8 protein-coding genes and 4 pseudogenes are annotated in these 12942 nt (G+C 58.8%); 11 read left to right on the top strand and 1 reads right to left on the bottom strand.

The features are described from left to right. Nucleotides 1-102: 102 nt before the first annotated feature. The 7 genes and pseudogenes from NQV17_RS30045 to NQV17_RS30015 all read left to right on the top strand — a co-directional run bounded on the left by NQV17_RS30045 (nucleotide 103) and on the right by NQV17_RS30015 (nucleotide 4396). Nucleotides 103-642, top strand: a complete 540-nt coding sequence (locus NQV17_RS30045) for a carboxymuconolactone decarboxylase family protein (protein WP_257775062.1) — start codon at nucleotides 103-105, stop codon at nucleotides 640-642. A 100-nt stretch (nucleotides 643-742) separates the two neighbouring features. Further along, nucleotides 743-1078, top strand: a pseudogene (locus NQV17_RS30040) (transposase); the annotation flags it as partial. Continuing rightward, nucleotides 1066-1416 (top strand): annotated as a pseudogene (gene tnpB, locus NQV17_RS30035) (IS66 family insertion sequence element accessory protein TnpB). The pseudogenes NQV17_RS30040 and tnpB, both read left to right, overlap by 13 nt. A gap of 51 nt (nucleotides 1417-1467) precedes the next feature. Then, a pseudogene (locus tag NQV17_RS30030) lies at nucleotides 1468-2823 on the top strand (IS66 family transposase); the annotation flags it as partial. Between the two features lie 315 nt (nucleotides 2824-3138). Next, a complete protein-coding gene (locus NQV17_RS30025) occupies nucleotides 3139-3318 on the top strand; it encodes a hypothetical protein (RefSeq protein ID WP_257775061.1) in 180 nt (59 codons plus the stop codon). 25 nt (nucleotides 3319-3343) lie between these two features. Further along, entirely contained in the window at nucleotides 3344-3772 is a 429-nt protein-coding gene (locus tag NQV17_RS30020; RefSeq protein WP_257775060.1) for a DUF3331 domain-containing protein, read from the top strand. Nucleotides 3773-4057: 285 nt separating this feature from the next. Then, the gene (locus NQV17_RS30015; protein WP_257775059.1) at nucleotides 4058-4396 is read left to right on the top strand and encodes a hypothetical protein; all 339 of its coding nucleotides are present in this window, start codon (nucleotides 4058-4060) and stop codon (nucleotides 4394-4396) included. A gap of 771 nt (nucleotides 4397-5167) precedes the next feature. On the opposite strand, the pseudogene NQV17_RS30010 reads toward NQV17_RS30015, so the two are convergent. Beyond that, nucleotides 5168-5973 (bottom strand): annotated as a pseudogene (locus NQV17_RS30010) (IS5 family transposase). A gap of 168 nt (nucleotides 5974-6141) precedes the next feature. Here NQV17_RS30010 and NQV17_RS30005 point away from each other — a divergent pair. The 4 genes from NQV17_RS30005 to NQV17_RS29990 are packed head-to-tail and all read left to right on the top strand — an operon-like array spanning nucleotide 6142 to nucleotide 12939. After that, nucleotides 6142-6957, top strand: a complete 816-nt coding sequence (locus NQV17_RS30005) for an alpha/beta hydrolase fold domain-containing protein (protein ID WP_257775058.1) — start codon at nucleotides 6142-6144, stop codon at nucleotides 6955-6957. Nucleotides 6958-6986: 29 nt separating this feature from the next. Further along, nucleotides 6987-8159: an efflux RND transporter periplasmic adaptor subunit gene (locus NQV17_RS30000; RefSeq protein ID WP_257775057.1), complete on the top strand. Its 1173-nt coding sequence runs from the start codon at nucleotides 6987-6989 to the stop codon at nucleotides 8157-8159. A gap of 45 nt (nucleotides 8160-8204) precedes the next feature. Continuing rightward, nucleotides 8205-11399 carry an efflux RND transporter permease subunit gene (locus NQV17_RS29995; protein WP_257775056.1) on the top strand — a complete coding sequence of 1065 codons (3195 nt, stop codon included), beginning with the start codon at nucleotides 8205-8207 and terminating at the stop codon, nucleotides 11397-11399. A gap of 7 nt (nucleotides 11400-11406) precedes the next feature. Further along, nucleotides 11407-12939, top strand: a complete 1533-nt coding sequence (locus NQV17_RS29990; protein ID WP_257775055.1) for an efflux transporter outer membrane subunit — start codon at nucleotides 11407-11409, stop codon at nucleotides 12937-12939. Nucleotides 12940-12942 lie beyond the last annotated feature (3 nt).

Here is a 12942-nt window from a genome sequence, read left to right as displayed (position 1 = left end):
TCGAGCGTCAGGGAAACTGGGCGCAGAAGCCGCGCCGCCCAGTGGTCGATGTGTTGGATCTCGTGTAACTCATAGTAAAACTCGCAACTTATGGAGGCTACGATGCCGAGAACTGCAGCTCTCAAGCCGGAACAGATACCGACCGAATCGAAGCCGACTCTCGATATGTACACCAAGAACATCGGGCTCACGCCGATCATGATGGTACCTTTCGCGCAGAGCCCGATCGCGTTCAACGCGTGGGCCACCCTGCTCGGCTCCTTGAGCAAAACGCTCGACGTGAAGACGCGTGACAGTATCGGCCTCGCTGTTTCCGAAGTGAACGGCTGTAACTATTGTCTGACGGCTCACAGCTTTACCGCCGAGCATATGGCCAAGCTTCCGGCCGATGAAATCATTCTCGCTCGCAAGGGTCGTGCAAGCGACCCGAAGCGGGACGCCGCTGTTCAGTTTGCGCGAAAAGTCATCGAGACCCGCGGCAAGGTCAGTGACGCCGATATGAAAGCGGTTCGTGATGTCGGCTATGCTCCGCGTCAACCTGACATCATGAAGCTCGTTGACTGGAAATGGGCGGACTACGCGTTTAACTCCGCGTTAAGCAACGACGTGCGTAAGCGCTCGACATGTACCGTCTGTTCGTGAGAGCGCAGCATAGGCAATCTGATTCCCATCAGATGTAATGGGAATCAGATCGATGAAGCCAGTAGTGCATTGAAGACAACCGGGATCGAGGAATTACACGAAGGAGTTTCGGGAGGCGGTTGCTGCTGAAGCGAACAATCCGAATCGTTCAATTGCCGAAGTAGCCCGTACGCATGGCTTGAACGCCTATCTGGTCGCGCAGTGGCGGAGGAGCTTACTGGCAGCGCGACGCGCAACGCCGATACCAAGCGTCGCGCTGCTGCCTGTTGAGGTGGTCGATCTGCCAGCGAAAGACGTCCCAAACCACGCTCTGCCGCAAACGCTGGATGTGTCGCCGAGCTGTGAAATCGAGATCGAGGTTGGCGAGCAACGTATCCGCATCCGCGGCGTGTCACAGGAGTGCGCTGAACGGTATCTACGAGAGTGCCTGAAGTGATCCCGCCGAACACGCGAATCTGGATTGCGGCGGGCGTCACGGACATGCGTTCCGGCTTCAACTCGTTGGCCGCGAAGGTACAAACCGTACTGGAGAAGGATCCCTAGAGCGCGCACGTGTTCGTGTCCCGCGGTAAGCGCGGCGACTTGCTGAAGTGTTTGTGGTGGTGCGACGGCGGCCTGTGCCTGCTCCCGAAGCGCCTGGAGAAAGGACGCTTCGCGTGGCCGCGTGCCGATGCCGGCGTTCTTGGGCTGACGACCGTTCAGCTCGCGCTCTTGCTCGAGAGATTCGATTGGCGGCAGCCGATCGATGCAGCGCACCCGCGAAGGGCATTGTAAACGTTCATTACGCGTAAAGAGCTTGAGGGTGGCGTCGTGTAAGCTCACTGCATGTCTGCTGCTCCCGCCGATCTCCCCGACGACATTGACGCGCTGAAGGCGATGGTCGCCAGTTTGCGCGAGTAGCTCTCGTCGCGCGCGATCGAGATCGAACACCGGAAGCTGACGATCGCCAAGCTGCGCCGGATGCAGTTCGGTAGAAAATCGGAGAAGCTGAATCGCCAGATCGAGCAGCTTGAATTGCAGCTGGAAGACCTGCAGGCCGACGAAGGCTCGGCCGATATGGTCACCGCTGCTGCAGTAAAGCGGCCGAGTCGCGAAGGTGTGGGCCGCAAGCCGTTGCCGGATCACCTTGAGCGCGAAGAGCGCATCCATCTGCCCGCCGACGATGACTGCCCCGATTGCGGCGGGCAACTCAAACCGCTGGGAGAAGACGTCGCGGAACACCTCGAATACGTCCGAGCGCACTTCCGCGTGATCCGCCACCGCGGTCCGAGGCTGGCTTGCGTATGCTGCGATCGTATCGCGCAGGCCGCGGCGCCGAGTCGACCAATCGATCGTGGCATCCCGGGGCCGGCGCTGCTCGCGCACATCGCCGTGTCGAAGTTCGCCTACCACATCCCGCTGCATCGCCAGGCAGTCATGTACGCGCGCGACGGCGTCGAGATCGATCCGGGTGCGATGGGGTATTGGATGGGAAGCATCACGGCGCTGCTTGCACCGCTGGTCGACACCGTACGCCGATACACGTTGGCTGGCGGCAAGATTCACGGGGACGACGCGCCGCTGCCAGTGCCGGCGCCCGGCAACGGTCGCACAAAGACAGGACGCCTGTGGGTCTACGTGAGCGATGACCGGTCAAGCGCTTCCGAAGAGCCGGCGGCGGTCCGGTTCACCTATACGCCAGATCGACGTGGTGAACATCCCCAGCAGCATCTCGCGTACTTCGCTGGCGTGCTGCAGGCGGACGCGGTCGCAGGTTACGCCGAGCTGTATCTCGACGGTCGCGTGCAGGAAGCTGCATGTATGGCCCACGCTCGCCGGAAAATCCACGACCTGCATGCGGTGCGTCCCAACGCCGTCACCGAAGAGGCGCTGCACAGGATCGGCGCGCTCTACAAGATCGAAGAGCAGATCCGCGGCGAACCGCCCGATGAACGACGCAGAGTGCACCAGGCGCAGGCGGTGCCGTTGCTCGTCGACATGAAGCGCTGGTTTGAAGCGACGCTCGCCACGCTCTCTGCGAAATCCGACACGGCCAAGGCAATTCGGTATGCGATGAATCGCTGGCCGGCACTGGTCTATTACCGCTGCGACGGGCGGGTGGAGATCGACAACCTGATCGCCGAGCAGGCGCCGCGTGGCGTCGCGATCGGGAGGCGCAACTACTTGTCAGCGGTACGCGACCACAAAAATTGCGATCGGTATGTCGAATATCGTGTGGCTTGGCGATCTGGTTGAGGTGCTGTCGTGAATGGTGATTGTAAGTGTCTGCTGATGAAACGTCTTGACGCACCCGGTTCCTCTGGCCGAGTGTGAAAGAGGCCTCCTCAACCTAAGTCAGGCGCAACTGTACATGCTGCTAGAAGGCGCCGACTGGTGGAAGCCGGTGCGCAAGGAGGCGCGGACTTGGGCGTCGTAAACCCGCCCACCGACGCGTAGACTGCGGGAATGGCGGCGGCGAACGCATATACCGACGGATACGCAAACGATACCGAGTGAATGTTGTCCGACCGCTTCTCGATCGCTAATATCCTCCTCAAGCGCTGTCAAGTGGTGATCGCCCATCCCCTGAATATTGAGGCGGCAGGTTGGCCCGACTTGAAGAAAACGTTCAGGCTCGCGTTTCACAGCGCCGAGGAGCAAACTGTAACCGGGACTGAAAACACTAATCGATTTTGAGGTCGATCGACGAAGGAACTGTCAAGTGACACTAAAATCTAGCGAAGACATTATCGAGCGAGCATTGCTGTCGCTGTTGGCTCCGCAACCGGCGCCGATATTTTTAACGACATCTGTTAAAAATAGTAAATTTCCCGAAACAAAACGGATTCGCTCTAAGTCGGTCGATGAAACCCGTAAAAAAGAACTGTTGCCCGCCAGAATTTCAATAATTGAACGACCGACGTCGGACAGACTTAGCATCTGCTGGAGCGACGCAACCTCGGGGTATTTCGGCGAACAGGCGTGGAAGATCGGGCTCGCGCGTGTCCAATCCTTCTGCGCCCTGAGCGGTAGACCGATTAGAATCGGCGATTCGGTATTTCGACCTTTAGTAAGCGGGATGCGAGCACCGCCAAACAGTCATCGAATGATCCTTGCCTCGTCCGTCCGTTTATCGTTTCCTGGACCGTAATCGGGGCTGGGAGCACTTACATCCAAGTTATCACGTGAATTCACTGCCGGTCGGTACGGGAGCTGAAGTAACAGTGGTACGTATTGTCGTGCCGTTCCGCACCCACATGAGCCACTAACAGACCCCGGAGTGGTGTTCCGGCTATAGAAGCCCGGAGCAAGCATTGATGCCCGTCGTTTGAGTAATATAGACAAACGTCTTGAAGATACAGACGATCAAGTTAAGTCCGTCCACGACGGGGGGAATTGATTTATCTCCGCACCGTCACCTATATTGGTGATGGCGGTGCGGCGTGCGCTTCCGCTCCCTGTTGCAATTTGGTCGATACTCGAGCTTCCAATCGACCCGATCCTCACGCCATCGCCGACAGAGGGTCTCGTTTCGGTGGAAGGGCGTCTGACCTGGGTCGCGTTCGCTTTCGGGGCGATGTACAAGAACCAGTTTGTGAGCGTCATATTCCTTTTCCTCTGCGCCGTCAGTTCGTTGGTTATAGCGACAGCTCTGCCGATGGAATATGAATCGTCTCCCATCGTGTTTAGTGTATTACTGGTGGATCTCGTTCTGAAGCGCTCTGCAGTTCTGATCGTGTCGATTGTCAACGTCATGGCGCCGTATTCGCGCTGACATGAGGTGGCTAAGCGGCAAATCGGTCCTCGGCCGAGATTATCGAGCCAGTGATGCAGGATGATGATGCGTACGCGAATAAGATTGACGCGACAATCTAATTTAGATATGCGAATCTCGGAAAACACGACATCTGAAAGACGCGGTCGAGTGCGCCGGAGGTTTCAGCGTTCATGTCGGCGTTTTTCAAACCGGCGTGCGCAGAGTTGGTGGTAATGCTTAGGGGGCGACGGGGTTGTTTCTACTCCTCGGATGCACACACTTCATGCCCCACGGTCAGCGGAGGTGTCCGCCGGCCCCGCGGAACCTCGGTCTCACGCTTAGCGGTGGTTTCAATGAGATGGGGGCGGCTTCAACATGAGCCGGGCATTCCGCTGTGCGATATCACGATGGATTGTTACGCGTTAACGGTAGCCGCCGCTCCTTGCCTCCTGAAGCACTCGTGTTGAGCGCAGACTGACGCGGCATCTGCGAATCTGCGCGCCTAAACGATGCCTTTCGCGAGATACCGTCTTCGCCCGGGTAGATGTTCGTCGTGATGTGCACGCCGTATACGGCGGTATATAGACCCGATACCCATGGGGCCTTGTGACGTGTGGTACATAGCAATACTATCAATCGCGGGGTATGCCGTCCCGTTTGACCAATGTTTGCCTCATGGACAGATCGCGAGGGACATCACCGACAAATATGTTGTCCTGTTGATTTCCGAGGCACGTCCCCGGAAGTCTGATGGATGTGAAATGTCGCCGAATAAGCTTAGCGACGATTTCATAGAGACTGCTGAGTCCTCTGCAAGGTGTTCGAGCAGATCAAGCAGCGGCCGAGTTTGAGGAACGAGCCGTGGATGTCAGCACGACGCTCGAAACGAATACGGAGACGACGGAAGTGATGCAGCCAGGCATGCGTGCGTTCAACGACCCGGCGATACTTGCCAAGGCTGCTGCCATGTTCGGTCCGGCGCCTCTTGATCACCGGCTCGGTACCACGATCGCGCAACGCTCGTTGAGGCCGCTCGGAGTCGCAATCACGATCGGCGTAGACCACACGCGGTCTGCTCAGTGGATGGCCGCGCAATCCACGAATCGGTGGAATCGCGTCGATCAGAGGCAGCTATTGCGTGACGTCGTGGACCTTCGCGCCGGTCAGAATCGCGGCGAGCGGCGCGCCGTTGGCGTCGGTGGCAATGTGGTGTTTGGAACCGGGTCGTGCTCGGTCGGCAGGATTCGGCCGGCCCCAACGGCGCGAATCGATGATGAATCGACGGCGGCTCGCGAGAAGTCGATTTGGTTTGCTGGTCGCAGCTTCGCGAGAAGCAACCCGTGCAAGCGATCCCTTACGCCCGCAGTCTGCCAATCACGGTGCCGTCGCCGGCAAGTCATGCCCGAACCGCCGCCCTTCTCGACGGGCAGGTCGCGCCAGCGCTGTCCCGTTTCGAGAACGAACAGGATGCCGGTCAGTGCTGCGCGATTCGAAACAGGCAAGCAGCCTGGAGTCTTCTCGCGTCGCGGCTTGGGTGCCGGTAGTAGCGGTTCGATCAATGCCCACAGTTCGTCGTCGATGATCTGCTTGCCCATCTCTTCGGTCTCGGTTGTTCCGATGTCTGAGGTTAACAGCTCGCAGCGAAAGTTAACAGACCCACAGGATTTTTTTGAAACCGTCTCTTACAAAAATCGATCTTTTTCTCATCTTGAATCACGATCCGCGCGGTCGAAACAGCCAGGAAGGCGCGAGGCCTGAAAGGTATGCAAACCAATATCCAACGGGTGATCGAAATTCGAAACGTGGAACTGGAAGGCCATGGAGAGGCGATCCGGTTGCGCTTGTATCGTTCCCTGATCGAACAGAGCGTCTTACCCATCATTCGATGCTTTCACGCCGGCGGCGTCACTATGGGAAAGCTGAAGGGGACCCATCCATTTCGCGCAGAACTGGCTACACGAGTCCGTGCGCTGGTTATATCGGAAGACGACCCAACCGTGCGGGAATTTCCATTCGCCAAGCCGCTCCATGACGGACACCTGCCCCTCCGCTGGATGGTGAAGAATCCTCGTGTCCGGAGTGCAGACGAAAAACGCGCGGCGGCAGCAAGACAAGACGCGCGCGACAATCTCGCCATGGAACTCGCGACCACCGTTCGCGACCAGACCGGCTTCCGGTTTCCCGCTCATGCACAGCTCGCGCAACCGCTCGATCCGCGCATGACGCGCATCGCAAATCTGGGTCGCGAGAAATATCCAGATATGCGCGCGGTGGAGTGTGCGTTGGGGTGCCGAGCATATCTGCGCATCGCAATTCATCGACTCCATCCTTACGCTGCGCCGATCGAATCTCGCCGCCTCAAGGGGCCGCCCGTCGCATTTATCACCATCTCGGAGCACGATCTCATGCATATGGAGGCAGGAAGGTACGCCGCGAGACTCATGGTGTCTGGCGTATCTACTACGGTTAAGCGATACGCGAATGTCGGACACAAGGACCTGTTGTCACGCCAGGAAGTACTTGCCGACGTCTTCGCCTTCTTCAGCGAAAGGCCTGGCGCCGCTTCAGAGCACGCCTGATCCATAACACCGGTTAATGGGAGTTTGAAATGCCATTCAAGCGTAAGCTGGTCGCTGCCAGCGCGATTACCCTCGCGGTCATCGCCGCCGGTGCCGCGGCGTATCGCGTGTACGGCGGCGGCCCCGTAAGCGAGGCCGCCACTGGTGCCCCGCGCGTGGCGGATGTAGACGTCGCGACAGTGATCTCGCAGTCCGTCACTGACTATCAAAGCTATTCAGGTCGAGTCGAGGCCATCAACTACGTCGAGATCCGTCCCCTCGTCTCTGGAACGATCATCGCTGTACATTTCCGCGACGGCGCGCTCGTCAAGAAAGGGGACCCGCTTTTTTCTATTGACCCGCGGCCATATCAGGCGGAGGTCGACCGGGCGGTCGCGCAGCTAGCGTCGGCTGAATCTCGCAGCGGATACGCCGCAGGCGATTGGGCGCGCGCGCAGAGGCTGCTGACCGAGAACGCGATTGCCAAACGCGATTACGACGGGGCACAGAGCGCGAACCGCGAGGCCGAGGCCGCAGTCAAGTCAGCGAAAGCAGCGCTTGAGGCGGCGCGAATCAATTTGGGCTATACAGCCATTACGGCTCCCGTTTCCGGGCGAGTCTCCCGCGCGGAGCTGACCATCGGCAACGTCGTGTCGCCCGGGGCGAACGCTCCGGTGATGACGACTCTGGTTTCGACGTCTCCCATCTACGCTTCGTTTGACGTCGATGAACAGACGTATTTGCGCTTTCTCAGTCACGACTCGAAAGAGACGATCCCCGTCTGGATCGGCCTCGCCAACGAGACGGGATATTCGCGGCAGGGTGTGGTCGATTCAGTAGACAACCGGCTCGACACGAGTTCCGGGACGATCCGCGTGCGCGCGCGCTTCGACAACGCGGACGGCGTACTTGTGCCGGGGCTTTATATCCGGGCGCGCGTTGGCGGCGGTGCCGCTCATCAAGCGGTGCTCGTCAGTGACGCGGCTATCCAGACTGATCAGGACAAGAAGTTCGTGTTGCTGGTGGACAAGCAAAGCAAGGTCCAGTACCGCGAAGTGGAGCTGGGTGAGCAGCATCAGACCTTGCGCGTTATCACCGGCGGACTGCAGCCGGGCGACCGCATCATTGTGAACGGTATTCAACGGGCGCGTCCTGGTGATCGCATCAAGCCCAACCCGGTACAAATGTTGGGCGACGCGACTTCCTCAAAGGGCACTTCCTGAGTGAGCCCGGGGCACCACGCCCTTCTTGCATAGCCAGAGATCGTCATGAACCTCTCCAAATTCTTTATCGAACGCCCAATATTTGCGGCTGTGCTGTCGGCGGCGATTCTGCTCGCGGGTTTGATCTCCATGGTCAATCTGCCCATCTCCGAATATCCGGCCGTCGTACCGCCGGCCGTCGTGGTGACAGCGCAATACCCGGGCGCCAATCCCAAGGTGATCGCTGAAGCGGTCGCTTCGCCTCTTGAAGAGCAGATCAACGGCGTCGAAAACATGTTGTACATGCAGTCGCAGGCCAACAGCGACGGAACACTAACATTGACGATCACGTTCAAGCTCGGGACCAACCCCGATCTTGCTCAGCAGCAGGTCGAGACCCGGGTCAACCAGGCACTACCTCGCTTGCCGGAAGACGTGCAACGCCTCGGTGTGACGACGATCAAGTCGTCTCCGACAGTTACGATGGTCGTTCACCTTGTTTCACCGAGCGAGAAATACAACAGCACCTATCTTCGGAACTATGCGCTGATCAACGTTCGTGATCGTCTCGAGCGCATTCCTGGTGTCGGTCAGGTCACCCTCTGGGGCTCCGGCGACTACTCAATGCGCATCTGGCTCGATCCGCAAAAAGTGGCCGAGCACCAGCTTACCGCCAACGACGTTGTGACGGCGATACGGGAGCAGAACGTCCAGGTCGCTGCCGGTCAGGTGGGCGCGTCTCCGTCTACGCCGGATGCACCACTGCAACTCAACGTGAATGCGCTTGGCCGGCTTCAAACGGAAGACCAGTTCCGCGATATCGTTCTGAAGACATCGTCAGATGGCGCCGTCACGCGGCTCAAGGATGTCGCGCGCGTAGAAATGGGCGCGTCTGAATATGCACGTCGTTCGCTTCTGAACAACAAATCGGCCGTCGCCATGGCGATCTTCGAATTACCGGGTGCGAACTCTCTGGATATTTCGCAGCACGTTCGGGAAGCCATGAAGGATCTCCAGTCCGACATGCCGGACGGAGTGAAGTACGACATCGTCTATGATCCGACGCAGTTCGTGCGTGCGAGTATCCATGCAGTGATTCATACGCTGCTCGAAGCGATCGCGCTCGTCGTGCTCGTCGTCATTGTTTTTCTGCAGACGTGGCGCGCATCGGTAATTCCGCTGATCGCGGTGCCCGTGTCGATTGTCGGGACGTTTTCGCTGATGCTTGCTTTCGGCTTCTCGGTCAACGCGTTGTCGCTCTTCGGCATGGTGCTGGCGATCGGCATCGTGGTCGACGATGCAATCGTGGTGGTGGAGAACGTTGAACGCAACATCGCCACGGGGCTGTCACCAAAGGAGGCGACGCATCAGGCAATGCAGGAAGTGAGCGGGCCGATCATCGCGATCGCGTTGACGCTGGTGGCCGTGTTCGTGCCGCTCGCGTTCATGAGCGGCCTGACCGGGCAGTTCTACAAGCAGTTCGCGATGACCATCGCTATCTCAACTGTTATTTCAGCGTTCAACTCACTCACGCTTTCTCCGGCGCTGTCTGCTCTACTGCTCAAAGGACACCACGATCCGAAAGACTGGCTCACTCGTGCCATGAACACGGTATTCGGCCCGTTTTTCAATGCCTTCAACAAGGTTTTTCATCGCGGGTCCGAGTCTTATGGGCGAGGGGTGTCCAGAGTCGTCAATCGCAAGGCCGTAATCCTCGCAATCTACGCTGTGCTGCTCGGTCTGACGGTTCTGATGGAGAAGCTTGTGCCGAGCGGTTTCGTTCCCGTTCAGGACAAGCAATATCTGGTCGCCATCGTGCAACTGCCCAATGGCGCATCCCTCGACCGGACCGAAGAGGTGGTTCGCCAGGTCGGGGACATCGCCATGAAGACACCCGGTGTCAAGTCTGCCGTGCAGTTCCCGGGTTTATCAGTCAATGGCTTCACGAATTCATCGAGTTCTGCGGTTGTCTTTTTCGCTGAAACGCCCTTTGAAGAGCGCGAAGGCAAATCGATGACGGGACTTAGCATTGCCGCGGAATTGAACAAGCGATTGTCTGGAATCAAGGGGGCGTTCGTCGCGGTCTTCCCTCCGCCGCCTGTTCTTGGTCTTGGCACGCTCGGCGGTTTCAAGCTTCAGATCGAAGATCGGCAGGCTGCGGGCTATACAGCGCTCGACAACGCGACCCAGGCTTTCCTCAAGGAGGCCGCGAAGACACGTGAACTTGGCCCAGCATTCTCCACGTATCAGATCAATGTGCCACAGGCGAATGTAGACGTCGACCGAGTGAAGGCGAAGCAGCTGGGAGTGTCCGTCACCGACGTCTTCAACACGATGCAAGTCTATCTCGGCTCGGTCTATGTGAATGACTTCAACCGCTTTGGCCGGGTCTATCAGGTGCGGGTGCAGGCGGATGCGCGATTCCGCGCGCACATGGACGATATTGGATCGCTCAAGACACGCAATGACAGGGGCGAGATGGTGCCGCTGTCGACCCTCGTGAAAATCACACCAACCTTTGGTCCTGATTCCGTCGTTCGGTATAACGGCTTCACGGCTGGCGACGTCAATGGTGGCCCCGCACCGGGTTACTCGTCGGGTCAGGCCCAGGCCGCCATCGAAAGGGTCGCCGCCAAAACGTTGCCACGAGGAATGAAGTTGGAGTGGACTGACCTGACCTATCAGGAGATTTTGGCCGGGAACGCGGCGCTCTGGGTGTTCCCTGTCAGCGTTTTGCTCGTCTACATGGTGCTGGCGGCAATGTATGAAAGCCTGACGTTGCCCCTGGCCATTCTGATGATAGTTCCCATGAGTGTCCTTTCGGCGCTACTCGGCGTCTGGTTGACCCGCGGAGATAACAACATCTTCACGCAGATCGGCCTAATGGTGCTGGTCGGGTTGTCCGCGAAGAATGCGATTCTGATTGTCGAGTTTGCGCGCGAGCTGGAGATGGAAGGGCGCTCGATCGTTCAGGCCGCTATTGAGGCTAGCCGACTGCGCTTGCGACCGATCTTGATGACATCGTTCGCGTTCATCATGGGCGTGGTACCTCTCGTCGTCTCCGGCGGAGCTGGTTCGGAAATGCGTCACGCAATAGGTATCGCCGTGTTCTTCGGAATGCTCGGAGTGACACTGTTCGGCTTGCTTCTGACACCCGTCTTCTATGTCTCTCTTCGAAAGCTCACGAGGACGGAGCATATCGTGGACAAGCACGGACATCACCCGCACGTTCGCGGTGTCGATGCTTCGGTTGACGCATGAGGTCACCATGTCGACAACTCAAATGAAACGTGTTCTGCTGGGTTCGCCGTCGCTTGCCGCCGCGGCACTGCTAACGGCGGGATGCTCGCTTGCACCGGAGTACAAGATCCCTGATGCCGCCAACCCCGCCGCTTTCAAGGAGACCGCGACCATCGCGGGCGCTTCGACCAGCTCGGCAACGAAAGGCGAGGCGGGCACCTGGAAGATCGCGCAACCTTCTGAGCAGATTCCTCGCGGGAAATGGTGGATGATCTTCGATGACGTGACGCTCAACGACTTCGAAGATCAGGCGCTTTCGGCCAACCAGAGTCTGGCCGCTGCGGCGGCTCGGGTCAAGGAGGCTCGCGCCGCCCAGCAGGCCACCGGTGCGGACCTGTTCCCGACTATTGGGGCGGGCTTTGGACCTACTAGGGAAAAGGTCTCGCCCGCCTCGCTGTTCCGGCCTAATAGCATAAACATACCGGCCCAGACGTTTTGGCGCGCCCAAGGCACCGCGACTTATGAAGCGGACCTTTTCGGAAGGGTGTCTGACGCGGTCAAGGCGAGTCGTGCAGAAAGCGAGCAATCGGAAGCGCTCCTGCTCTCGGTGCAGCTCGCGCTTCAGGCTGACGTGGCCGCAAACTACTTCGCAGTCCGCCAACTCGACGCACAACTGCAGGTGTATGCGCAGAACGTTTCGCTGCGCGAACAGGCGCTTCAGCTTGTGCAGTCGAAGTTCGGGGCGGGAGATATCGCCGAACTCGATGTAGCCAGGGCGCGGGCTGAGCTTGCGACTGCCCGTTCTGACGAAATGACAGCACAACGGAAAAGGGCAGTCGCTGAGCATAGTCTCGCGGTACTCCTCGGCGAGGCACCGTCGGGATTCTCGATGGCCGTGAACCCATTGCAACCTGTTCAGATTCGGATTCCCCCGGGGCTGCCTTCAGGGCTCCTAGAGCGACGGCCAGATATTGCAGCGGCTGAGCGGGCGATGGCCGCGGCCAATGCACGCATCGGCGTGGCCAAGGCGGCATATTTTCCTTCGTTATCTATCACCGGCTCCGCCGGATTCGAGTCCTCGACGCTAGCCGATCTTTTCAAATGGTCAAGTCGAGCCTTTATTCTTGGTCCCCTGGTTGGCACCGCATTAACGGTGCCCATTTTCGATGGGGGCCGTCGCGCCGGGAACCTTGCGACGGCGCGAGCCGTGTTTGAGGAAGACGTGGCCAACTATCGTCAGCAGGTCCTCAAGGCGTTCCAGGAAGTCGAGGACAATCTGTCGGACCTCAAGATTCTCGAGCTGCAGACCAGTACTCAGAACGAGGCGGTGCTGGCGTCGACGCGCGCAGCGCAAATCTCGCGTACCCAATACATGGAAGGCGCTGTCAATTACCTGGACGTGATTGACGCGGACCGAACGGTACTTCAGGCGCGAACAACGGCCGTCGAGCTTTCCGGCCTTCAGGCTGCCGCTACCGTGAACCTTGTCCGTGCGCTGGGTGGAGGGTGGGGTGATGCCGGCGCCGTTGGGACATCCAATACCAAACAGTTTTCCAGGTAGGTT

This window comes from Burkholderia sp. SCN-KJ (assembly GCF_024656005.1).
Classification (GTDB): Bacteria; Pseudomonadota; Gammaproteobacteria; order Burkholderiales; family Burkholderiaceae; genus Burkholderia.
The sequence above is the reverse complement of the archived record's forward strand: the minus strand, read 5'-3'. Positions and strand labels throughout refer to the sequence as shown.